This window comes from Paracoccus sp. S4493 (genome assembly GCF_000967735.1).
Taxonomy (GTDB): Bacteria; Pseudomonadota; Alphaproteobacteria; order Rhodobacterales; family Rhodobacteraceae; genus Paracoccus; species Paracoccus marcusii.
Map to the genome: position 1 here is coordinate 51,858 of NZ_JXYF01000022.1, position 22,263 is coordinate 74,120.

The window sequence follows — 22,263 nt, forward strand, 5'->3', positions numbered from 1 at the left end:
ATCCGCGGACCGGAGGACCGCATGATCATAGAGATCCGCAGCCATGGCGGCTTTGGCGGTATCACTGCCGCCACCTCGCGCCGCATCGACACCGACGCCCAACCCGAACCCCGGGCGCAGGAACTGTGCGCGGCCTTCCACCCCAAGGCGTTGGCCGACATGGCGGCCACCCCCTGTCCCGGCTGCCCGGATCGGATGCGCTATGCGATCACCGTGACGGACGCGACCGGCCCGCACGCCATCACCCTCTCCGAGGGCCAGATGCCCCCCGAGATGCTAGACCTGCTGGACGATCTTTAGATCCAGCCCTTCCAACGCAGGAACAGCCACGTCCCCAGGGTCGTCCCGCCCATCAGGATCAGGGCGAAGGCATAGCCCCAGGGTTCGTCCAGTTCTGGCATGTTCGTGAAGTTCATCCCATAGACGCTGGCGATCAGCGTCGGCGGCAGGAACAACGCCGCGACGACCGACAGGATGCGGACCGTGTTGTTCTGTTGCAGGTTGATCAGGCCAAGCGTGGTGTCCACCGCCAGGCTGACCCGCCCGCCCAGAAAATCGGCATGCACCTCCAGCGCCTGGATGTCGCGCATCTGGGCACGGGTGGCGGCGCGCAGGCGGCCCTCCTCGGGGCGGTCCTCCAGCGTGGCGGTATAGAACGCCTGCATCCGCTCGACCGTCAGCAGCGCCAGGCGGACGCGTGCCATCGTCTCGGCCTCGCGTCCGACATCTTGCAGTGCGGCCTGCAACCGGTCCGAGGCCGCGGCGACCGCGCGGCGTTCGAACACCGCGGCGGTGGTCTGGTCCAGCGTGCGGCCCGCCCCTTCCAGGATGTCGGCCAGCCGGGCGATGATCTCCTCGACAAGGCCCAGGAACAGGCGGTCGGGCGTGCCGCAGCCCAAGGTCGAGCGTTCGGCGCGTTCGGGATAGGTCAGGAACGGCCGCGGCGAATGGTGGCGCACCGTCACCAGCCGGTCCGTCGACAGGATGAACGTCACCGGCATCGAGATCCGGTCACCCCCGGCGCGCTCTCCCGGCAGCATCGCGGTCATGTAGTCCAGCCCGTCCTCGCGATAGAGGCGGTTGGACAGCTCGATCTCCTCCATCTCGGCCAGGCTGGGAACAGGCACGCCAAGCACGCGCAGCTGCGCGATCTCGGCGTCGTTCGGCTGGATCAGGTCGATCCATGCCGCGTCCGCGACATCGCGTTCTGCGGCAAGGCGCACCAGGCGACCGTTCTCGATGGAATAGGCGTAATACATGCGACGCTCCGGTCGGTTCGCCCCCGTGGTGCCCTACCGCGGACAAACGATCAAGCGGATGTGGAAAGGGGCGCCCCGGATGGGACGCCTCTGATCAACCGTTGCGGCAGCGCGATCACTTGTCGCGATAGTAATCGTCGATCTCGCGGTCGGCCTGGTCCTTGGTCCAGCCGTATTTTTCCTGCAGCTTGCCGGCCAGCTTGTCCTTGTTGCCGTCGATCTGATCCAGCTCGTCGTCGGTCAGTTCGCCCCATTTGACCTTGGTCGCGCCTTTCAGCTGCTTCCATTTGCCTTCGATGATATCCCAGTTCATTTCCGCCTCCTTTTCAGACGTTCATATGCCGGAATAACGCCCGCAGCCGTGGCAGGTTCCTAGCGGACAAGGTCGGGCGGCACGCCGCCGTCGATATGGGCCTGCAGGTTCGCCAGCGCGCGCAGGCCCATGCGGGTGCGCGTGTCGTCGGTGGCCGTTCCCAGATGCGGCAGCAGCGTGGCATTGGGGGCATCCAGCAGGGCCTGGGGCACATGAGGCTCTTGCGCATAGACGTCCAGGCCTGCGCCCGCGATGCGGCCGTCCACCAGGGCTGCGATCAAGGCGTCCTCGTCCACCACGTCGCCGCGGGCGATGTTGACCAGCACGCCTTGGGGGCCCAGGGCCTCCAGTTCGGCCACGCCGATCAGGCCGCGCGTGGCCGCACCCCCCGGCACGGCGATCACCGCCACGTCGGAGGCCGCCAGCATGGCGCGCAGATCGCCGATCTGGCGGGCCGGAAAGTCCAGCCCCGCGACGGTCGAGCGGTTGAAGAACACGACCTCCATCCCGAAGCCCAGATGCGCGCGCCGCGCGATGGCCTGACCGATCCGGCCCATGCCGACGATGCCCACGGTGCGGCCCGACATCTCCGCGCCCAGCAGCTGCGTGGGGTTCCACCCGGTCCAGCCGCCTGCGCGCAGCAGGCGTTCGCCCTCGGACGCGCGGCGCAGCACCATCAGCATCAGCGTCAGCGCAATGTCGGCGGTAGCGTCGGTCACCACGTCGGGCGTGTTCGTGACCGCCACACCGGCGGCGCGGGCCGCGGCGATGTCGATATGGTTGAACCCCGCGCCGAAATTGGCCAGCAGCCTGCAGCGCAGATCGCCCTGGAAGGCCTCGGCCCCGAAGGCGTCGCCAAGCGTCGGGATGATCGCGTCATAATCGCGCATCGCCTGGCCCGCCTGATCGAGGGTCAGGGGCGTGTTGTCGCGGAATGTCGCGTCGCAGGCCGCGCGGATGGCGGCGGTGGCGCGGTCGGTCATCGGGCGGGTGACAAGAACCTTCAATACAGGCGGCCTCCGTTGGGGACGGTCAGGTCGGGGCGGATCAGCACGACCTCTCCGTCGGGGTCGGGCACGCCCAGGACCAGCACCTCGGACATGACGGGGCCGATCTGGCGGGGCTGAAAGTTCACGACGCACAGCACCTGCGTGCCGACCAGCGTCTGGGGGTCGTAATGACGGGTGATCTGGGCCGAGGACTTGCGCTCTCCCAGATCGCCCAGGTCCAGCCACAGCTTGATCGCGGGCTTGCGCGCCTCGGGGAAGGGTTCGGCGCGGGTGATGGTGCCGACGCGGATGTCAACCTTCAGGAAATCGTCAAAGGTGATCATCCGCGACCCAGTTCCCGCCCGCGTTCGGTCGCGGCCGCCACGGTGCGGACCATCAGTGGCGTCAGGCCCGCATCGTCGTCCATCAGCACCGCCAGCCCCGCCGCGGTCGTCCCGTTGGGAGAGGTCACGTTGCGGCGCAGCACGGCCGGGTCCTCGTCCGCATGGACGGCCAGCGCACCGGCGCCGGCCACGGTCATGCGCGCCAGTTCGAGCGACAGCGCGGGCGAAAGGCCCTGCGCCGCGCCCGCGGCGGCCATCGCCTCGATCAGGTGGAACACATAGGCCGGGCCGCTGCCCGACAGGCCGGTGACGGCGTCCATCTGGCCCTCATGCTCCAGCCGGACGACGCGGCCCACGGCGCGCATCAGCGCCTCGGCCAGGTCCAGGTGCGCGGGCGTTGCGGCACCGTTGCCGATCATCGCGGAAATGCCCTGACCGATGGCCGCGGGCGTGTTGGGCATCACCCGGATCACGGGTGCGCCGGGAAAGGCCGCCTCGAAGGTCGCGATGGTGGTGCCCGCCGCGACCGATATCACCAGGCTGCCCGACAGGTCCGGCATCGCGGCCAGCGCGCCGCCCATCATCTGCGGCTTGACCGCCAGCACGACCACGGCCGGATCAGACGGCAGGTCCGCATTCACGCGCAACCCGCGGTCCTGCCATTCGGGTGCCAGGTTCGGGTCGATGACCGTGACCGCGCCCGCGTCCAGCCCGCGCGCCAGCCACCCCTGCAGCATCGCCCCGCCCATGCGGCCGCATCCGACCAGTACCAGTCCACGCGCGTTGATGTCGTCGAAATCGTTCATGTCAGGCCCGTCCGTAGGTTTCGCCCAAGGCAATCTCCAGCGCCGCGGCGGGCGAGGTGCCGCCCCATCCGGCCAACTGGAACGAAGGATAGAACCGCTCGCACGCAGCCAGGGCGGTGCCGATCATCCGGTCCACCTGTCCCGGCAGCGCGATCGCGTCCCCCGCCAGCACCAGCCCGTACCGCCAGACCATCTGCCGCTGCGGCGCGCAGAAGGTGAAGGCCCCGTCCCAGACCCGGTCGTTGGCCAGGTTGATCGTCTGATAGATGGCCGGCATGCGGTCCGCCGGCGGGTCCATGTCAAAGCTGCAGATCAGCCGCAGGACCGCGTCGCGGGGCGACCATGCCAGGGTCAGCGCATAGCGGCGCCACTGGCCGTCCACATCCATGACGATCTGATCCTCGGCCAGGCGGTCGAATTCCCAGGCGTGATGCGTGGCCACGGCCTCGACGATGTCGATCGGGTGGATGTCGTCGATGCGCATGGAGGAATCGATCTGCGTCATGGTCTGCCTGTGGCTGCGGTCTTGCGCCGCGGTGGTCCTTGGGTGGCCACACAACACCGAGGGTCGGCGGCCATGGCGCTTACAACATATCGTGGTCGGCTTTACCACTGGTGTAAAGTCCGAATTGCCCCCGCCGCGGTGGTGTCCTAGCAGGGGCCGACAGGACCAAGGGGGCGGCATGGCACGCGATCACGGCGGCAATCTGGATGCAGCGCAGGCACGGTTCGGCACGGGCGACTGGATCGACCTGTCGACCGGCATCAACCGCAGGCCCTGGCCGGTCCAGCCCCTGTCGGACACGGCCTTTCACGCGCTGCCGATGGCCAGGGCGGAACGGGCGCTGATCCGCGTCGCCGCAGAATGGTTCGGCTGCGCGGACGACCATGTCCTGCCGATGGCGGGGGCCACTGCCGCGATCCAGCTGGTGCCGCGCCTGCGGCCCGCGGGCCATGCCGCGGTGCTGACGCCCAGCTACAACGAACATGCGGCCAGCCTGACCGCCGCGAGCTGGCGCGTCACCCCCGCCCCCGACCTGGACAGGATGGATGGCGCCGACCTGGCCGTCGTCGTGAACCCCAACAACCCCGACGGGCGGGAATGGTCGCCCCTGGTCCTGGCCGCGCTGGCACGGCGGGTCGGCCTGTTGGTCGTCGACGAAAGTTTCGCGGATGCGCGCCCCGACCTGTCGCTGGCCCGGTCCCTGCCCGCCAATGCGGTGGTGCTGCGCAGCTTTGGCAAGTTCTGGGGTCTGGCCGGGCTGCGGCTTGGCTTTGCGCTGGCCGCGCCTAACCTGCTGTCGCCGCTGCGCGAGGCCGCGGGCCCCTGGTCCGTCAGCGGCCCCGCGCTGGAGATCGCGACCGCCGCCATGGCCGACCGTGCCTGGGCCGACGACACCGTGACCTATCACGCCGAGGCCGCGCTGAACCTGGACCGGCTGGCCGCGCGCGCGGGCTGGCGGCCCCTGGGCGGGACGCATCTGTTCCGTCTGTACGACACGCCGGACGCGCAGGCGGCCCAGGACACGCTGGCCCGCGCACATGTCTGGACCCGGCGCTTTCCCTATTCGGACCGCTGGCTGCGGCTTGGCATTCCCGGCAGCCGGGACGAGTTCGCCCGCGTCGGGCAGGCCCTGACCGGCTAGCGCTTGCGCAGGAATTCCGTGCGCAGGACCAGGCCCCTGATGCCGTCGTGGCGACAGTCGACCTCTGCCGGGTCGTCGGTCAGGCGGATGCCGCGGATCACGGTGCCCTGCTTGATCACGGTGCTGCTGCCCTTGACCTTCAGGTCCTTGATGACGACCACCTGGTCGCCGTCGGCCAGCGGCGTGCCCGCGCTGTCGCGCACGATGCCGGCGGCGGCGGCCTCGGCCGCGACCTCGGCGGCGGGGCGCCATTCGCCCGTGGCCTCGTCATAGACATAGTCGTCATCGGCCATGGTCTGCCCTTTCGCGGCTGGCGGCGCAGGGTGCCGCCCGTCACGCCTTAGGCCGCAGGGGCGGGCCGCGCAACCTCTGGCGCAGGGCGCGGGGTTTGGCCATGATGGGCCTGCGAAAAGGATGCCCCCGATGATGCGACTTGCTCTGTTCCTGACGATGCTGGCCGCCCCCGCGGCTTTGGCCGACGCGCCGCTGATGGTGCTGGACCGCACGCAGCTGCCGTTCGACCTGGGGCCCGGGAACCCCGCCAACAGCCCCGCGCGGCCGGGCAATGCGCCCCATGCGGCCTGGAACTCGGCCGGAAACACCGCGAACGCGCCGACCGCACCGGGCAACCGCCCCACCGACCGCGTGAACGAGGGGCGAGTGATCTTCACCTCGGACGGGTCGGTGGTGGGCTATTACGCGCCGAACGCGGTCGGGGTGCTGAACCTGTTCGACACCCAGGGCCGGCGCATCGCCTATCGCCCGGCGCGGGGCACGAAAAGCCTGTTCACTGTGCAGGGCGCCTGGTGCGGCACGGTCGACGGGCTGCGCGACGGCAGTCTGGTGCTGGCGGTCACGCCGGATTGCGCGCGCCAGTTCATGCGCTGACACCCTATCGTCACATTCCGTCCCTAGACCGCAGCAAAGCCACCGGAGACGCAGATGAACGACTACAAGGACTGGCTGCAGGCAGAGCTGCAGGAGACCCTGGACGAAGATATCGAGCTGGAGATGGAGGACGCCGCCCTGTCGGCCGAGATCCGGCGCATCTATCGCAGCCACCATCCCGACCAGATGGACCGCAAGCTGTATTTCCGCGAACTGCTGCGCCTTCAATCCGAACTGATCCGCCTTCAGGACTGGGTCAGCCACAACAACGAACGCGTCGTGGTCCTGTTCGAGGGGCGCGACAGCGCCGGCAAGGGCGGCGCCATCAAGCGCATCACGCAGCGGCTGAACCCGCGCGTGGCCCGCGTCGTCGCCCTGCCCGCCCCGTCCGACCGGGAGAAGACGCAATGGTATTTCCAGCGCTATGTCCCCCACCTGCCGGCGGGCGGAGAGATCGTGCTGTTCGACCGCAGCTGGTACAACCGTGCGGGCGTCGAACGCGTCATGGGCTTTGCCACCGAGGATCAGGTCGAACAGTTCTTCCAGGACGTGCCCGAATTCGAACGCATGCTGGTCCGGTCGGGCATCCGGCTGGTCAAGTACTGGTTCTCGATCACGGACGAGGAGCAGCAGATGCGGTTCCAGATGCGCATCCACGACCCCCTGAAGCAGTGGAAGCTGTCGCCCATGGACCTGCAGTCCCGCGTCCGGTGGGAGGCCTATACCAAGGCCAAGGAGGACATGTTCGAACGCACGAACATCCCCGAGGCGCCCTGGTACATCGTGCCCGGCAATGACAAGAAGCGCGCACGGCTGAACTGCATCGACCACCTGCTGGGCCTGATCCCCTATGGCGACGTGGACCACGAACAGATCACCCTGCCCGACCGCGTCTTCAACCCCGATTATGAGCGCGACGCGGTCCCCCGCGAGCTGTATGTTCCGCAAAAATACTGAACCGGGGCGATGATGCTGGAATATCATGTCTATGACGTCTTCACCGACCGGCCCTTTGCGGGCAATCCGCTGGCCGTGGTCATGGGGGCCGATGCGCTGAGCACGCGGCAGATGCAGACCATCGCCCGCCAGTTCAACCTGTCCGAGACGATCTTCGTCATGGCCCCGCGCGATCCCGCGCACCGCGCCCGCGTCCGCATCTTCCTGCCGCTGGCAGAGATCCCCTTCGCGGGTCACCCTACCATCGGCTGCGCGCTGCACCTGTCGGCGGGCGACGGCGATCTGGTGCTGGAGGAGGAGGCCGGGCCGGTCCCCGTGACCATCCGCAACGGTCTGGCCGAATTCGCGGCCCCCGTGCTGCCGCAGCTGGGCGATGCGGTTGCCGCTGACCTGGCGGCGGCGGGCCTGGGCCTCGGCGCGGATCAGGTGGGTTTCGACACGCACCGCCCGGTCGTGGCCCATGCGGGTCCGGCATTCATCTTCTTGCCGCTGCGCGACGCGCAGGCCCTGGCGGATGCCCGCCCGGCCGGGGCCGCATTCGAGGCGCTGACGGCACGGGTCGGCAAGGTCTATGCCTATGCCCCCGACGGCGCAGGGTTTCGCGCGCGCATGTTCGCCCCCGGCAGCGGCGTCCCCGAGGACCCCGCCACCGGATCGGCCACCGCGACCCTGGCCGCCCCCCTGCTGGCCGCAGGCGTCCTGCCCGAGGGAGAGACGCGCCTGTCCCTGGGCCAGGGGGTCGAGATGGGGCGCCCGTCCCAGCTGGGCCTGCGCATCACCGTCAGGGGCGGCGCGCTGGCGCAGGTCTGCGTGTCGGGCCGTGCCGTTCCCGTGGCCCAGGGCCGCATCCGCATTCCGGAGGACACATGACCAAGGCTTATTGGATCGCCCATGTGACGATCGACGACCCCGACGCCTATGACGCCTATCGCCGGGCCAATGCCGCCCCCTTTGCCGAATTCGGCGCGCGCTTTCTGGTGCGCGGCGGGCCGCAGCAGGTGGTCGAGGGCCATGCCCGCCCCCGCAGCGTCGTGATCGAGTTCCCGTCGCTGGAGGCGGCACGAGCCTGTTACGACAGTCCCGGCTATCAGGCGGCCAAGGCGCTGCGCGAGCCGGTCTCTGCCGCAGATGTGATCATCGTCGAGGGCTGGCCCGGCTAGACCGCCGGCGCCTGCGGGGGCATCCTTCGGCCATGTTCATGGACCTACTGACACGCCTGATGGGCGATACCGCCGCGCTGATCGACCCTGACGATGCCGAACTGGCCATCGCCGCGCTGCTGGTGCGCGTGGCGCGGGCCGACGATCATTACGATCAGGCCGAACGCGACCGCATCGAACAGGTCCTGTCCCGCCGCGGCCTGACCGCCGCCGAGGCCGCCGCCCGCCGCGCCCAGGCCGAGGCGCTGGAGGCGGAGGCCAGCGACACCGTCCGCTTCACCCGCCAGATCAAGGACCGCATCGCGCTGGAGGATCGTCGTGCCGTTCTGGCCGCGCTGTGGGAGGTTGCCTATGCCGACAACAGCCGCGGCGCGGATGAGGACAGCCTGATCCGCCTGGTCTCCAGCCTTCTGGGCATGACCGACCGCGAATCGGCCGAGATCCGTCAGCAGGTGCTGGCCCGGACGGGCCTAAAACCCTAACCGGTCGCGCAGCCCGAACCACGCCATCCCCGCCACCAGCAGCGGCTTGCGCAGGGCCGCACCGCCCGGAAAGGGCCGGGTGGGAACGGCGGCCATGGCGTCGAACCGTTCGGCTTGGCCCGCCACGGCCTCGGCCATCAGCCGCCCCGCCAGCGTGGCCATCGCCACGCCATGCCCGGAATAGCCGCTGGCCGACAGGCAGTTCGGCGCGGGCCGGGTGAAGCAGGGCATGCGGTTCATGGTGATGGCCAGCGTCCCGCCCCAGGCATGGGTCAGGGGCACGTCCCGCAACTGCGGATAGACCGACAGCAGATGCGGCCGCACCACCGCCGCGATGTCGCGCGGAAAGCGGTAGGTGACCGTCTCTCCACCGCCGAAGACCAGCCGCCGGTCGTCGTCGACGCGCCAGTAGTTCACCACGAACTTCGTGTCCGCCACCGCGATGCGGTCCGGCAGGATCTCGGGGTGATCATCCAGCGGCGGGGTCGCGACGATATAGTTGTTGATGGGCATGACCCGCGCGGCGACGCCCCGGTCCAGATCGCCCAGATAGCCGTTGCAGGCCAGGATCACGTGATCGGCGCGCAGCACGCCCTGATCGGCGCGGATGATGCTGGGCGCGCCATGCGTCAGGCCGGTGACCTGCGCGCGCTCATGGATCACGACGCCCGCATCCCGCGCCAGACGCGCCATCCCCAGGGCCAGCGCCAGCGGCTGCACATGCCCCGCCCCGCGGTCCAGATCGCCGCCGACATAGGCCGTGCTGCCAAGCGCCGCCGCCAGCCCGTCGCGATCCAGGGGCGTGACCCGGTCGTAGCCGTAATGCCGTGCCAGATGGTCGGCCATGTGGCGGGCGTGATCGACCTCGGACGCGGTACGGCAGGCATGGGCGATGCCGTCGCGGACCGGCACGCCCGCTTCGGCGGCGATGGTGCGGACGGCGGCCTTGGCCTCCTCGGCCAGGTCCCACAGCCGGCGGGCCATGTCGCGGCCCAAGTTCGCCTCCAGCCAGTCGACCTCCTGCCGCTGGCCGGAGCCGATCTGTCCGCCGTTGCGGCCAGAGGCGCCGAACCCCACACGCTGCGCCTCCAGCACCCGGACCGACAGGCCCCGGCGCGCCAGATGCAGCGCGGCCGACAGCCCGGTATAGCCCGCCCCGATCACCGCAACATCCGCCCGCGCCTCGCCCCGCAGGGGCGGCAGGTCGGGCTGCGGCCCGCACTGGTCGGCATAGAGGCTGGGCGGATAGGCCCCTAGCCGGTCGTTCAGGTGCAGCAGGTTCATACGTTCAGCAGCAGATGTTCGCGTTCCCACGGGCTGATGACCTGCAGGAACTCCTTGTATTCGTTGCGCTTGACCGATTCGTAGACGGCGCAGAAATCCTCGCCCAGAACGCCGCGCATGGGCGCGCTCTCCGACATCAGGTCCAGCGCGTCGCCCAGGTTGTAGGGCAGCTCGTCCTCGGACATGTAGGCGTCGCCCAGGCATTCGGCGCGCGGGTTCTCGGCCTCCAGAAGGCCCAGATAGCCACAGGCCAGGCTGGCCGCGATCCCCAGATAGGGGTTGCAGTCCATGCCCGCCAGCCGGTTCTCCAGCCGCCGCGCCTCGGGACCCGAGATCGGCACGCGCAGGCCCGTGGTACGGTTGTCGCGCCCCCATTCCAGGTTGATCGGCGCCGCGAAGTCCGGGACATAGCGGCGATAGCTGTTCACATAGGGCGCCAGCAGCGCGATGGCGGCGGGCAGGTGCTTCTGCATGCCGGCGATGAAATGCAGGAAGGCCGGCGTCTCGCGGCCCTTTTCGTCGGAAAAGATGTTCCGGCCCGTCTCGATATCCGTGATCGAATGATGGATGTGCATGGCGCTGCCCGGCTCGCCCTCAATGGGCTTGGCCATGAAGGTGGCAAAGCAGTCGTGGCGCAGCGCGGCCTCGCGGATCAGCCGCTTGAAGTAGAAGATCTCGTCGGCCAGGGCCACCGGATCGCCATGGTTCAGGTTGATCTCGACCTGGCCCGCGCCGCCCTCCTGCAGGATGCCGTCGATCTCGAAGCCCTGCGCCTCGGCAAAGTCATAGATGTCGTCGATGACCTTACCGTATTCGTCCACCGCCGACATGGAATAGGCCTGTTTCGCCGCCGCGCGCCTGCCCGTGCGGCCCATGGGCGGGATGATCGGCTGGTTCGGGTCGATGTTGCGGGCGACCAGGAAGAACTCCATCTCGGGCGCCACGACCGGGTTCCAGCCTTTCTCGCGGTACAGCTGCACCACGCGTTTCAGCACGTTGCGCGGTGCGATGGGCATGGGGTTGCCCTGCTGGTCGGTCGCGTCATGGATGACCTGGATGGTCCAGTCCGCGGTCCAGGGCGCGGCGGTGGCGGTGGAATAGTCGGGGACCATCACCATGTCCGGTTCGGTAAAGGCGCCCGACGGGTTGTCGGCCCATTCCCCGGTGATCGTCTGCAGGAAGATCGAATTGGGCAGATAGAACTGGTTCTGCCGCGCGAATTTCGACGCGGGCATGGCCTTGCCACGGGCGACGCCCGCCATGTCGGCCACGATGCATTCGACCTCGTCCAGGCGGCGCCCGGACATGAAGTCGCGCGCGGCCTGGGGCAGTTTCTCGGTCCAGTCGCTCATGCGGCACCTTTGTCGGCTTGCGCCAGGGCGCGGGGTTGCTTGAAGAAGGCCTCGATCCGGTCGGCCAGCAGGGACGCGCCATCGGCCTGCCCCATGCGGGCCGCAGCCCCGGCCAGCAGGTCGTCCGGCACGACACCCTTGGCGCGGGTGTCCATCAGGCCTTGGATGAAATCGTCGCCGAATTCCGGATGTGCCTGCACGGTGAAGGCCCGGTCGCCATAGATCAGCGCGGCATTCTCGCAGAACGCGTTCCGGCCCGCGACCTGCGCGCCGGGCGGCAGGGCCACGACCTGATCCTGGTGCCAGGCGTTCAGCGTGACGGGCTGGCCGCCGAAATCGTAATCCTGCGCGCCCACGGCCCAACCGCCGGGATGCTTGACCACGGTGCCGCCCAGGGCCTGCGCGATGATCTGATGACCAAAGCAGATGCCGACCATCGGCACGCCCGCATCGTGGACGCGGCGGATGAAATCCTCCAGCGGCGGGATGAAGGCGTGATCCTCATAGGCCCCGTGGCGCGAACCGGTCAGCAGCCAGCCGTCGGCATCGTGGATGTCCTGTGGAAACTCCATCCCCTCGACATGCCAGGTGGTGAAGTCGAATCCGCGCCCGGCCAGCAGGCGCACGAACATGTCCGGATAGTCGCCCAAATCCCGCTTCAGCTGCGCCGGCGACTGGCCGCATTGAAGGATGCCGATCCGCATGAAAAACCTTGATGTTGCTTGTGTCCGAAGCCTAGTCGCCCCGCAGGGGGGGCCGCAAGGGGGGCGTTTGCGCCTTTTGGCGGTCTGGCCGCGCGGACGCACAGGCGCTAGGCTGCGCGCAACGAAAAGGATGCACCCATGCCCCATCAGCGCCCCGAGATCGACCCGGACGGCCTTGACGAATTCTCGGTCGTGTTCACCGACCGGTCCCTGAACCACATGTCGAAACGCTTTCAGCAGGTCATGCGCGACCTGTCGGCGGGTCTGTGCGAGGTCTATGGCGCGGCCCAGGTGGCGATCGTACCGGGCGGCGGCAGCTATGCGATGGAATCGGTCGCGCGCCAGTTCGGGCGCGACGCGCATGCGCTGATCGTCAGGAACGGCTGGTTCAGCTATCGCTGGAGCCAGATCTTCGACGCGGGCGCATTCGCGCGCGAGGTGACCGTGGTCAAGGCCCGCCCGCAGGGGAACGCGCCCCAGCCCGCCTATGCGCCCCCGCCCATCGACGAGGTCGTGGCCCGCATCCGCGAGACGCGCCCCGACGCGGTCTTTGCCCCGCATGTGGAGACCTCAGCCGGGCTGATCCTGCCCGACGACTATATCACCGCGCTGGCCGATGCCGCGCATGAGGTGGGCGCCCTGATGGTGCTGGACTGCATCGCGTCGGGTGCGATCTGGGTCGACATGCGGGCCACGGGCGTGGACGTGCTGATCTCGGCCCCGCAAAAGGGCTGGTCGGCCTCGCCCGCCGCAGGCCTTGTCATGCTGTCCGATCGCGCCGCCGAACGACTGGCCACCACCGACAGCGACAGCTTTGCGCTGGATCTGAAGAAATGGCGCACGATCATGCAGGCCTATCTGGATGGCGGCCATGCCTATCACGCGACCATGCCCACCGACGCGCTGCTGGGCCTGCGCGACGCGATGGAGGAGACCCGCGCGATGGGGTTCGCCGCCGCGCGCGACGCGCAATGGCGCCTTGGCCGGGCGGTCCGCGACGAACTGTCCGCGCGCGGCATCCGCTCGCTCGCGGCTGAGGGGTTCCAGGCGCCGGGCGTCGTGGTCAGCTATACCGACGACCCCGAGGTCAAGTCTGGCAAGGCCTTTGCCGCCCTCGGCACCCAGATCGCGGCGGGCGTGCCGTTGGCCGTGGATGAGGGGGCCGACTTCTCGACCTTCCGCATTGGGCTGTTCGGTCTGGACAAGCTGCGCGATGTCGACGGCACGATAGCCCGGCTTGTGCCGGTGCTGGATCAGGCGACCGCCCCGCGCGGCTAAGCCTTTGACGCGCGCGTCACGGCGGGATAGTGCCCCGCCGTGACCATGTGGCGACAGGACCCCGACATGACGCTGACGATCGACCTGGAAAGCCCGCTTGGGCCCGACCTGGACCTGCTGTTCCAACGCCACACTGCCGAGATGCATGCCGATACCCCGCCGGGATCGATCCACATGATGCCCAAGGAGGCGCTGGAGAACCCCGCCATCGCTTTTTTCGTCGTGCGCGACGCGGGCCAACCTGTGGCCATGGGTGCCATCAAGAATCTGGGCGCATCCGAGGGAGAGCTTAAATCCATGCACGTGCTGTCCGAACAGCGCGGGCGGGGTGTCTCGCGGATGCTGCTGCGGCACATGCTGGGTCACGCGCGGAACGCGGGCTATGCCAAGCTGTCGCTGGAAACCGGCGTGCAGCCGGGATTTGTCGCGGCGCGCGGCCTCTACGCCCGCGAGGGGTTCACGGAGTGCCCGCCCTTTGGCAGCTATCGCGCCGACCCGCATTCGGTCTTCATGACGCTGATGTTGTAATGCAAACGGCGCGCATCCTGCGATGCGCGCCGTCGTTTTCCTGTCGATCAATCAGTGCTCGTGCGTGGGCAGAGCCTTCAGATCATCCTTGGTCCAGTTGGTCCGGGCATGCACGGTGCCGCTTTCGTCGCGCATGAAGTCCAGGTCGGTCGCCGGAACCATGACCGGCTTGGCGCCGATACCCAGGAACCCGCCGACGTCAAGAACGACCTTGGCCGAAGCACCCATGCCGTGCGTGTGCGACACGCTGCCGACGGTTTCGTCGCCCGGGCCATAGACGGTGGCGCCGTCCAGAACGGCCTCGGTCAGTTCGTCGTGGGTCAGTCGCGTATGATTTGCGTGGTCCATGTCGACCTCCTTCAGGTGGTGTGGCACATCAACACCAGCCCCGCGGGTGCCGTTCCATGGTCATGGGATGGTCCTACGCACAAGTTCGTGCTTGCCGGGGCGATTAGCGTCTGGATTGCCGATGCGCCTGCCGCTAAGAAAGGCCAGCCCGCGGGCCCCGTAGCTCAACTGGATAGAGCAATTGACTTCTAATCAATAGGTTGCAGGTTCGAATCCTGCCGGGGTCGCCATTTTCCGTTTACGCTCAACTCCTTACCGCACCAATCGGTGCATCTTTTCCTGTCCATAAGGACAGGATGACGCCGCTGAAGACTTCAGACAAAAGAGGCTTATCGGCCGGGCGTCCTTGGTGGTTGGTTTAAAGAGTTCAGACGCCCGGCCGATCTGTCACCCCTGTGGTCAAGTGCCATCCGCGGGCGTCCCCAGATCCCACCACAGCCCCGCCATGATCGCCAGCGCCTGCCGCGACAGGCCTTGCAATGCATGTTCGTCGGGCGCGTGCTGACAGCAGCCGCGATAGGAATGGGGCACCCAGATCGTCGGTAGGCCCAGGATTTCCGCAAAGCATTCGTTGGGCAGCGACCCGGCCAGGTTCGGCAGCAGATGCGGATCCTGCCCGGTCGTCCGCCGGACCGACCCCGCGACCCGGCGCACCCAGTCGTGGTCGGGCATCAGCCGCGTGGCATGGGCGGGATCGCCGTCCCGCGGCACGATGCGCACCGCGTGATGGCCGTGGCGGTCCAGGTGGCGGCGCAGCGCCGGCAGGATGTCGCTCGGATCGGTCCCCACGACATAGCGCAGCTGGCAGGTCGCCCGCGCGCGGCCCGCGATGGCGTTCACGGGTGCGTCGGGCACGCCGGCGGTCATCGCCAGCACCGCAAAGCTGTTCCACCCAAAGGCGCGTTCGGTGGGTGTCAGCCCGACCTCTCCCCAATCGGCATCGACCTGGGGGCCGCCCGCCTCGATCACCGGCAGGTCGCGCAGGGCGTCGCGCAGCGCGGGGGTCAGGCTGTGGGGGCGCCATTCCGGGATCTGGATCTGGCCGCGCCGGTCGCAGATCGTGGCCAGCGCATGGGCCAGGATCATCGCCGGATCGGCCAGAAGACCACCCCAGTTTCCCGAATGATGCGCCCCCGACCGCAGCTCCAGCACCAGGTCAAAGGCCAGCGCGGCGCGCGATCCCATGAACAGCGTCGGCACGTCGGCCCGCAGGCGCGGGCCGTCGGACGCGATCAGCACGTCGGCCGCCAGCGCATCGGCATGGTCCCGGCAGACCTGAGCCAGGCCGGGCGATCCGGTCTCTTCGGACATCTCGAAGATGATCCGCATGTTGAAGCCCAGATGCCCGCGCGTATCGATGACCGCCTGCAGCGCGGCCAGGTTGATCAGGTGCTGCCCCTTGTTGTCGGCCGCGCCACGGCCGTACAGGCGGTCGCCATCGGCGGTCAGGACAAAGGGCGACAGCCCGTCGCGCCACTGGTCGGTCTGGGCGCGGACCACGTCGCCATGACCATAGGTCAGGACCGTGGTCAGGGCCGGATCCTCGATCCGTTCCGCGATCAGCAGGGGGCCGCCCCGCGGGTCGGGATTGTCCAGCACCCGCGGGGCGAAACCCAGACGGGACAGGCGCGGTATCATCGCCTCGGTTAGATAGCGGTCCAGATGGGGTCGCTGCGCCGGGTTCTGGCTTTCGGTCGGATGCGCCACCAGGGCCGCCAGATCGGCCTGGAATCCGCCCTGGTCGAAATAACCTTCGGCGCGGGCGACCGCATCCTGTCGCGCATCGGTCATGGGCGGGCCTCCGGGCGGTATCCGGCGGACGCCTCGATCAGGTGGGTGGTATAGGGCTGGGCGCCCTGCCCCGCCCGCAGGTGGGACGCCGGCAGGATCTCGACGATGCGGCCGCGCTGCATCACGGCCAGCCGGTCGCACATATGGGCGATCACCGACAGGTCGTGGCTGACCATCAGATAGGTCAGCCCATGTTCGTCGCGCAGATCGGCCAGCAGGTTCAGGATCTCGGCCTGGACGCTGACGTCCAGCGCGCTGGTCGGCTCGTCCAGCAGCAGCAGGCGCGGCTCCGCCGCCAGGGCGCGGGCGATCGCCACGCGCTGACGCTGTCCCCCGGACAGCTGGTGCGGATAGCGAAAGCGGAAGCCCCGGCCCAGGCCCACGTCATCCAGCAGCTTGACGATGCGCTGGTCGATCTTGTCCATGCCCTGCAGGCGCAGGGTTTCCGCCAGGACGGCATCGACGGAATGGCGTGGATGCAGGCTGGCATAGGGGTCCTGGAACACCATCTGAACGGTGCGAAAGAACGCCCGGTCGCGCCGCTCTCCCTTCTGGATCTGACCGTCGACCGCGATTTGGCCGGACCAGCCGGGGATCAGACCTGCGATGGCGCGCAGGATGGTCGACTTGCCCGAACCGCTTTCGCCGACCAGGCCAAAGCTTTCGCCCTGCGCCACGTCGAAGGCCGCGTCGTGGACGGCGGTGACGCGGTCGGGCTCCTGCCCGAACCAGACGGTCAGATCGGCAACGCTCAGCATCTCAGGGGCCTTTCACGACGGGGTCGCGCCAGCTGTCCTGGCGCTGGAGGACCGACAGGCGCGACACCGGCGCGTCCAGCCGCGGCAGGCTGTCCAGAAGCCCGCGGGTATAGGGGTGCTGCGCCCGGTGCAGGTCGCGGGCGGGCAGCGTCTCGACCACGCGGCCGGCATACATGATCAGCACGCGGTCGCAGAACTGCGCCACCAGGTTCAGGTCGTGGCTGATGAAGATCAGTCCCATGCCGCGGTCGCGGACCAGCCGGTCCATGATGTGCAGCACCTCGGTCCGGACCGACACGTCCAGCGCGCTGGTCGGTTCGTCCGCGATCAGGATCTGCGGGTCGGGGGCCAGCATCATGGCGATCATGATGCGCTGTCCCATGCCGCCCGACACCTCGTGGGGATAGCTGTCCATGACGCGTTCGGGGTCACGGATCTGCACGGCCTCAAGCATCTCCAAGGCCTTTGCGCGGGCGGCGGCGCGGGGCGCGCGCGCGTGCAGGCGATAGGCCTCGATGATCTGCTGGCCCACGGTCATCACCGGGTTCAGGCTGAACTTGGGGTCCTGCATGACCATGCTGATGCGCCCGCCGCGGATGGCGCGCATCTGCCGGTCGGGCAGGTTCAGGATGGACTGGCCCTCCAGCTCCATCCGGGCGGCCTCGACCCGGCCGGGCGGGCGCACCAGGCCCAGGATCGCGCGGCCGGTCATGGACTTGCCCGACCCGCTCTCGCCCACGACGCCAAGGCGTTCGCGGCCCAGGTCGAAATCGATGCCGCGCACGGCCTGGAATTCGCCCTGCCGGGTCGGGAAGGTGACGCGCAGGTCGCGCACGGACAGAAGGGGTTCGGTCACGACTTGTCTCCCTTGGGGTCCAGCACGTCGCGCAGCCCGTCGCCCAGCAGGTTGAAGGCCATCGATACCAGAAAGATCGCGATCCCTGGCATGGCCGCGACCCACCAGAAGTCCAGGATATAGCCCCGCCCGTCCGAGATCATCGCCCCCCATTCGGGCAGCGGCGGCTGTGCGCCGAGGCCCAGAAAGCCCAGGCCCGCCGCAGACAGGATGATCCCCGCCATGTCCAGCGCCACCCGCACGATCAGCGACGACAGGCACAGGGGCCAGATGTGGCGGATCAGCAGGCGCAGCCGCCCCGCCCCCTGCAGGCGCGCGGCGGCGATGAAGTCGGCGTTGCGGATGGTCAGCGTTTCGGCCCGCGCCAGGCGCGCATAGGGCGGCCAGGCGGTCAGCGCCAACGCCAGCACCGCGTTGCCGATGCTGGGCCCCAGGGCCGCGACGAAGGCCAGCGCCAGGATCAGCTTGGGGAAGGCCAGGAAAATGTCGGTCACCCGCATCAGCACCTGGTCCACCCAGCCCCCGGCGAACCCCGCCACCGTGCCGATCAGCAGCCCGATGACCGGCGCGACTAGCGCGACCGTGCCCACGATGAACAGGGTGATGCGCGAGCCGTGGATCAGCCGCGAGAGGATGTCGCGCCCCAGGGCGTCGGTACCCAGCCAATGCGCGGCAGACGGCGGCTGTAGCCGGTCGGCCAGGTTCTGGGCATAGGGGTTCTGCGGCGCGATCCAGGGCGCCAGGATCGCCATGCCGATCAGCAGCACCAGGATGATCAGCCCGACCATCGCCAGCTTGTTGGCGCGGAAGGTCAGCCAGCCCTGATAGATCGCGCCAAGCCGCGCCTGGCGGCGGGTCTGGGGCGCGTCGGACAGCAACCAATCGCGGCGTGTCATGGCGCTCATGTCGACCTCGGATCCAGGAAACGGTACAGGATGTCGCTGAACAGGTTCAGCACGACGAAGCACACGCCCACGACCACCGTACCGCCCAGCACCGCGTTCATGTCGCCCGACAGAAGGCCGCGGGTGATGTAGCTGCCCAGGCCCGGCCAGCTGAAGATGATCTCGGTCAGCACCGACCCCTCCAGCAGAGAGCCGAAGGACAGCGCGATGACCGTCACCAGCGGGATCGCGATGTTGCGGAAGGCGTGGCCCCAGATGACGGCGCGTTCGGACAGGCCCTTGACGCGGGCGGTGGTGATGTATTCCGCCGACAGCTGTTCCAGCATGAAGCTGCGCGTCATGCGGCTGATATAGGCCAGCGAATAATAGCCCAGCAAGCTGGCCGGCAGGATGATGTGAGAGAACGCGTCGCGGAACGCGCCCCAGTCCCCGGCGATCAGGCTGTCGACCAGGATCATGCCGGTCACGTTCGGCACCATCCCGTCATAGATGATTCCCTGCCGCCCCGGCCCCCCGACCCAACCCAGCATGCCATAGAAGATCAGCAGGCCCATCAGCCCCAGCCAGAAGATCGGCATCGAATAGCCGACCAGCGCCACGACCCGCGCGACCTGGTCGATGACGCCGCCGCGCCGCGCTGCCGCGATCACGCCCAGGGGCACGCCGATCACGACGCCGATGAAGGTCCCCAAGGCCGCCAGCTCGAAGGTCGCGGGAAAGACGCGGGCGATGTCCTGTGCCACCGGCTGCCCGGTGGAGATGGAGCGCCCGAAATCGCCGCGCAGCACATCGCCCACATAGGACAGGAACTGCACGATCAGCGGCTGGTCCAGCCCCATCGCGACATAGGCGGCGTCGTACTGGGCCTGGGTGGCGCGGTCGCCCACCACCTTCAGCACCGGGTCGATCGGCATGACCCGCCCGATGATGAAGGTGACCAGCAGCAGCCCCAAGAGCGTCAGCGCCAGCGACAGGACGGTCCCCGCCACGCTGCGCACGCGCCTGCGGGTCAGGGCGCGGCGCCGCGACGGTGCGGTCGCGGCGCCGGTCGGATCGGTCGGGGCCATTTATTCGCCCTTCGTCACCTGACGATACATGACCGACGAAATGGCGCCGCCGCTCCACCAGTTCTGGACGCCGTCGCGCAGGCCGACCTGTTCGATGCGCTGGAACAGCGGCACTATCGGGGCCTCGGCCTGGTACTGGCGCTGGATGTCCTGGTACATCGCGGCGCGGGCGTCGGCGTCCTGCTCCAGGGTGGCTGCGACGGTGGCCTCGTTCATCTCGGCCGGCACCTCATAGGCGTTGCGCCAGGCCAGCAGGCCCACGGCTGCGGCCTCGTCGCTGTTGTCGGGGTTATAGGCGAAGGTCGCGGCATTGGTGTTCGGGTCCGAATAATCCGGGCCCCATTCGCCCAGGAAGATCGGAACCTCGCGGGCGCGATAGGCGTCCAGCACCTGCGCGCCGGTCATCTGCTCGATCTCCAGGGTCAGGCCGACCTGGGCCATCGACGCCTGCAGGGTCTGGGCCACGTCCACGTATTCGCGCAGATCGCGCACGCGGGTGGTGATGGTGCCGCCCTCGATCCCCGCATCGGTCAGGATCTGGCGGGCCTTCTCCACGTCATAGGTCCAGGGCTGCTCGTCCAGCACGCCCAGATAGCCCTGGGGCAGGAAGGTCTGGTGGGTGACGAACTGACCCTTCAGGAAGCTGCCGGTGATGCCCTCGTAATCGACAAGGTGCTTCATCGCCTCGACCACGGCGGGGTTCGACAGCAATTCATCCTTCTGGTTCAGGCCCATGTAGAGGATGCGGCCGCGCGGTTCGTCCTGGATGGTCACGCCCTCGACCGCGGCGATGGATTCCACGTCCGTCGGCGTCAGGTTGCGCGCCACGTCGATGTCACCCTGCTCCAGCAGCAGCCGCTGCGCGCTGGATTCGGCGACGTTGCGCACGATCACGCGCTTCATCTCGGGGGCGCCCTGCCAGTATTCCTCATAGGCGGTCAGCTGCACCGCCTCGTTCGGACGCCAGGCCGACAGCACATAGGCGCCCGACCCGGCTTCGTTCGTGTTAAGCCAGGCATTGCCCATGTCGCCGTCGACCTCGTTGGCCATGACGGTCTCCATGTCGACCACGCTGGCGATGTTGGCGGTCAGGCAGTTCAGCACGAAGGTCGGCGCATAGGGCTTGTCCATCGTCAGCGTCAGCGTGTTGCCGTCGGCGGTGATCATCTGATCGACGTTGTCGGCGGTAAAGCCGAACTGGGTCAGGATGAAGGCCGGGGTCTTGTCCAGCTTGACCGCGCGCTGCAGCGACCAGGCGGCGTCCGCGGCGCGCACGGGGTTGCCGGAATGGAAGGTCGCATCCTCGCGCAGCGTGAAGGTGATGGACAGGCCGTCCTCGGACACCGCCCATTCGGTCGCAAGGCTGGGCTGGAAGCCCGCGTCCGGGTCCAGCGGGTTGAAATCGACCAGACGGTCATAGGTGTTGTTGTTGACGTCGTTGCCCGCGAACTCGAAGCTTACCGCCGGGTCCAGGCTGATGATGTCGTCGATCGTGTGGGCCACGACCAGGGTGTCGGCCGGCGTCTCGGCCCAGGCCGCGGGTGCAAGCGCGAGCGCCGAGGCCAGAAGCATGGCGCGCATGGTCAGGGGATATGTCATGTGAGGTTCCTGTCGGTGATCGGCCCCCGCTGTGTCGCGGGGTTGCATGTCATGCAGCCTGCCGCAGGCCCGTCCGGCATTCAATGCCAATCTGACGGCCGGCCCGACGGGAAGGGCCTAGCCCGCCCTGACATCCCCGACGACCGGCCCGTCCAGCGCGGACGCGTCGCGCAGCGGGTGATCGGCGCTCATCACCTGCCCGCTGACGCGGTTCCGCCCGGCCAGCTTGCTGCAATACAGCATCCGGTCGGCCCCGGTCAGCCAGAAGGCGTTGTCGCTGCCCATGTCGCAACGCCCCGACGCGACGCCGATGCTGATCGTCACCACCTGCCCCACCTGCGACGCGCGGTGCGGGATGGACAGCGCCTCGACCCCGGCGCGCATCGTCTCGGCCAGGTGAAGGGCACCGTCCAGGTCGGTGCCGGGCAGGATGCAGGCAAACTCCTCGCCGCCATAGCGCGCGCACAGGTCGCCCGACCGGCGGATCGCCTGCGCCAGCGCCTGCGACACGGCCTTGAGGCAGATGTCCCCCTCGGGGTGGCCATAGCTGTCGTTGAAGCCCTTGAAATGATCGATATCCAGCATCAGCACCGCGATCAGACCGCCGTCGCGCGCCTGCCGGTGCAGCTCCGCCTGCAGGCGGCGTTCCAGCATGCGCCGGTTGGCCAGCCCCGTCAGCGGATCGCGCAGCGCCTGTTCGGTCAACTGGTCGCGCATCCGCTTCATCTGGACGTGGTTGCGCACGCGCCGCTGCAGGGCGGCCGGGCGGATCGGCTTGGTGACATAGTCGATCGCACCGACTGCCAACCCGCGCAACTCGGCCTCGTCATCGCCCAGGGCGGTGGCGAAGATCACCGGAATGTCGCTGAGCAGCGGGTCGGCCTTGAAGATGCGGCACAGCTGATAGCCGTCCATGCCGGGCATCACCACGTCCAGCAGGATCAGGTCC

The 22,263-nt window shown here is 68.5% G+C and carries 27 protein-coding genes and 1 tRNA gene; 10 read left to right on the forward strand and 18 right to left on the reverse strand.

Annotated elements, in window-relative coordinates; all coding sequences use genetic code 11:
- The first annotated feature begins 21 nt into the window (after positions 1 to 21).
- Positions 22 to 300, forward strand: coding sequence for a protealysin inhibitor emfourin (locus TW83_RS04770; protein ID WP_045981624.1), 279 nt, complete (start codon positions 22 to 24; stop codon positions 298 to 300).
- On the opposite strand, the gene TW83_RS04775 is transcribed toward TW83_RS04770, so the two are convergent.
- The 6 genes from TW83_RS04775 to TW83_RS04800 form a co-directional block, all read right to left on the reverse strand.
- Positions 297 to 1,259: a magnesium transporter CorA family protein gene (locus TW83_RS04775; protein ID WP_045981625.1), complete on the reverse strand. Its 963-nt coding sequence runs from the start codon at positions 1,257 to 1,259 to the stop codon at positions 297 to 299. The genes TW83_RS04770 and TW83_RS04775 overlap by 4 nt on opposite strands.
- A gap of 115 nt (positions 1,260 to 1,374) precedes the next feature.
- On the reverse strand, positions 1,375 to 1,572 hold the full coding sequence (locus TW83_RS04780; protein WP_045981626.1) for a CsbD family protein: 198 nt from the start codon (positions 1,570 to 1,572) through the stop codon (positions 1,375 to 1,377).
- Between the two features lie 59 nt (positions 1,573 to 1,631).
- Entirely contained in the window at positions 1,632 to 2,579 is a 948-nt protein-coding gene (locus tag TW83_RS04785) for a D-glycerate dehydrogenase (RefSeq protein ID WP_045981627.1), read from the reverse strand.
- The gene (locus tag TW83_RS04790) at positions 2,576 to 2,905 is read right to left on the reverse strand and encodes a tRNA-binding protein (protein ID WP_045981628.1); all 330 of its coding nucleotides are present in this window, start codon (positions 2,903 to 2,905) and stop codon (positions 2,576 to 2,578) included. Before TW83_RS04790 ends, TW83_RS04785 begins: the two co-directional genes overlap by 4 nt.
- A complete protein-coding gene (gene proC, locus TW83_RS04795) occupies positions 2,902 to 3,711 on the reverse strand; it encodes a pyrroline-5-carboxylate reductase (protein WP_045981629.1) in 810 nt (269 codons plus the stop codon). Before proC ends, TW83_RS04790 begins: the two co-directional genes overlap by 4 nt.
- 1 nt (position 3,712) lies before the next feature.
- A complete protein-coding gene (locus TW83_RS04800) occupies positions 3,713 to 4,216 on the reverse strand; it encodes a YbjN domain-containing protein (RefSeq protein WP_045981630.1) in 504 nt (167 codons plus the stop codon).
- A 178-nt stretch (positions 4,217 to 4,394) separates the two neighbouring features.
- Between TW83_RS04800 and cobD the strand changes: the two genes are divergently transcribed.
- Positions 4,395 to 5,357, forward strand: coding sequence for a threonine-phosphate decarboxylase CobD (cobD, locus tag TW83_RS04805; protein WP_045981631.1), 963 nt, complete (start codon positions 4,395 to 4,397; stop codon positions 5,355 to 5,357).
- On the opposite strand, the gene TW83_RS04810 is transcribed toward cobD, so the two are convergent.
- On the reverse strand, positions 5,354 to 5,650 hold the full coding sequence (locus TW83_RS04810; RefSeq protein ID WP_045981632.1) for an alkylphosphonate utilization protein: 297 nt from the start codon (positions 5,648 to 5,650) through the stop codon (positions 5,354 to 5,356). The genes cobD and TW83_RS04810 overlap by 4 nt on opposite strands.
- 130 nt (positions 5,651 to 5,780) lie before the next feature.
- Between TW83_RS04810 and TW83_RS04815 the strand changes: the two genes are divergently transcribed.
- Genes TW83_RS04815 through TW83_RS04835 form a run of 5 tightly spaced genes read left to right on the forward strand, consistent with a single transcriptional unit; the run spans position 5,781 to position 8,844 of the window.
- Positions 5,781 to 6,245 (forward strand): hypothetical protein, encoded by a 465-nt coding sequence (locus TW83_RS04815; protein ID WP_064503567.1) that lies wholly within the window; start codon positions 5,781 to 5,783, stop codon positions 6,243 to 6,245.
- Between the two features lie 54 nt (positions 6,246 to 6,299).
- Positions 6,300 to 7,202, forward strand: coding sequence for a polyphosphate kinase 2 (gene ppk2, locus TW83_RS04820; protein WP_045981633.1), 903 nt, complete (start codon positions 6,300 to 6,302; stop codon positions 7,200 to 7,202).
- Between the two features lie 12 nt (positions 7,203 to 7,214).
- A complete protein-coding gene (locus tag TW83_RS04825) occupies positions 7,215 to 8,072 on the forward strand; it encodes a PhzF family phenazine biosynthesis protein (RefSeq protein WP_045981657.1) in 858 nt (285 codons plus the stop codon).
- A complete protein-coding gene (locus TW83_RS04830; protein WP_045981634.1) occupies positions 8,069 to 8,362 on the forward strand; it encodes a DUF1330 domain-containing protein in 294 nt (97 codons plus the stop codon). Before TW83_RS04825 ends, TW83_RS04830 begins: the two co-directional genes overlap by 4 nt.
- 38 nt (positions 8,363 to 8,400) lie before the next feature.
- Positions 8,401 to 8,844: a TerB family tellurite resistance protein gene (locus TW83_RS04835; protein WP_343251963.1), complete on the forward strand. Its 444-nt coding sequence runs from the start codon at positions 8,401 to 8,403 to the stop codon at positions 8,842 to 8,844.
- On the opposite strand, the gene TW83_RS04840 is transcribed toward TW83_RS04835, so the two are convergent.
- The 3 genes from TW83_RS04840 to TW83_RS04850 are packed head-to-tail and all read right to left on the reverse strand — an operon-like array spanning position 8,833 to position 12,184.
- Positions 8,833 to 10,128 carry an FAD-binding oxidoreductase gene (locus TW83_RS04840; RefSeq protein ID WP_045981636.1) on the reverse strand — a complete coding sequence of 432 codons (1,296 nt, stop codon included), beginning with the start codon at positions 10,126 to 10,128 and terminating at the stop codon, positions 8,833 to 8,835. The genes TW83_RS04835 and TW83_RS04840 overlap by 12 nt on opposite strands.
- A complete protein-coding gene (locus TW83_RS04845) occupies positions 10,125 to 11,480 on the reverse strand; it encodes a glutamine synthetase family protein (protein ID WP_045981637.1) in 1,356 nt (451 codons plus the stop codon). Before TW83_RS04845 ends, TW83_RS04840 begins: the two co-directional genes overlap by 4 nt.
- Positions 11,477 to 12,184, reverse strand: a complete 708-nt coding sequence (locus TW83_RS04850) for a type 1 glutamine amidotransferase (protein WP_045981638.1) — start codon at positions 12,182 to 12,184, stop codon at positions 11,477 to 11,479. The genes TW83_RS04845 and TW83_RS04850 overlap by 4 nt, the downstream gene beginning before the upstream one ends.
- A 138-nt stretch (positions 12,185 to 12,322) precedes the next feature.
- On the opposite strand from TW83_RS04850, the gene TW83_RS04855 reads away from it, so the two are divergent.
- Positions 12,323 to 13,462 (forward strand): aminotransferase class V-fold PLP-dependent enzyme, encoded by a 1,140-nt coding sequence (locus TW83_RS04855; protein WP_045981639.1) that lies wholly within the window; start codon positions 12,323 to 12,325, stop codon positions 13,460 to 13,462.
- A 66-nt stretch (positions 13,463 to 13,528) separates the two neighbouring features.
- Positions 13,529 to 13,990, forward strand: a complete 462-nt coding sequence (locus TW83_RS04860) for a GNAT family N-acetyltransferase (RefSeq protein WP_045981640.1) — start codon at positions 13,529 to 13,531, stop codon at positions 13,988 to 13,990.
- Between the two features lie 51 nt (positions 13,991 to 14,041).
- On the opposite strand, the gene TW83_RS04865 is transcribed toward TW83_RS04860, so the two are convergent.
- Positions 14,042 to 14,338: a hypothetical protein gene (locus TW83_RS04865; RefSeq protein ID WP_045981641.1), complete on the reverse strand. Its 297-nt coding sequence runs from the start codon at positions 14,336 to 14,338 to the stop codon at positions 14,042 to 14,044.
- 153 nt (positions 14,339 to 14,491) lie between these two features.
- Between TW83_RS04865 and TW83_RS04870 the strand changes: the two genes are divergently transcribed.
- Positions 14,492 to 14,568 (forward strand) — tRNA-Arg (locus TW83_RS04870).
- 169 nt (positions 14,569 to 14,737) lie between these two features.
- On the opposite strand, the gene TW83_RS04875 is transcribed toward TW83_RS04870, so the two are convergent.
- From TW83_RS04875 to TW83_RS04905, 7 genes are all read right to left on the reverse strand, one after another.
- Positions 14,738 to 16,129, reverse strand: coding sequence for a M20 family metallopeptidase (locus TW83_RS04875; RefSeq protein WP_045981642.1), 1,392 nt, complete (start codon positions 16,127 to 16,129; stop codon positions 14,738 to 14,740).
- Positions 16,126 to 16,887 (reverse strand): ABC transporter ATP-binding protein, encoded by a 762-nt coding sequence (locus TW83_RS04880; protein WP_045981643.1) that lies wholly within the window; start codon positions 16,885 to 16,887, stop codon positions 16,126 to 16,128. The genes TW83_RS04875 and TW83_RS04880 overlap by 4 nt, the downstream gene beginning before the upstream one ends.
- Position 16,888: 1 nt before the next feature.
- Positions 16,889 to 17,743 (reverse strand): ABC transporter ATP-binding protein, encoded by an 855-nt coding sequence (locus TW83_RS04885; RefSeq protein WP_045981644.1) that lies wholly within the window; start codon positions 17,741 to 17,743, stop codon positions 16,889 to 16,891.
- Positions 17,740 to 18,648 (reverse strand): nickel transporter permease, encoded by a 909-nt coding sequence (gene nikC / locus TW83_RS04890; protein WP_045981645.1) that lies wholly within the window; start codon positions 18,646 to 18,648, stop codon positions 17,740 to 17,742. The genes TW83_RS04885 and nikC overlap by 4 nt, the downstream gene beginning before the upstream one ends.
- On the reverse strand, positions 18,645 to 19,637 hold the full coding sequence (locus tag TW83_RS04895; protein WP_239441285.1) for an ABC transporter permease: 993 nt from the start codon (positions 19,635 to 19,637) through the stop codon (positions 18,645 to 18,647). Before TW83_RS04895 ends, nikC begins: the two co-directional genes overlap by 4 nt.
- A gap of 78 nt (positions 19,638 to 19,715) precedes the next feature.
- Complete coding sequence (locus tag TW83_RS04900) at positions 19,716 to 21,314, reverse strand: ABC transporter substrate-binding protein (RefSeq protein ID WP_045981646.1); 1,599 nt, start codon at positions 21,312 to 21,314, stop codon at positions 19,716 to 19,718.
- Positions 21,315 to 21,431: 117 nt separating this feature from the next.
- Positions 21,432 to 22,263: diguanylate cyclase (locus tag TW83_RS04905; protein WP_045981647.1), on the reverse strand; the 832-nt coding region annotated here is incomplete at its 5' end.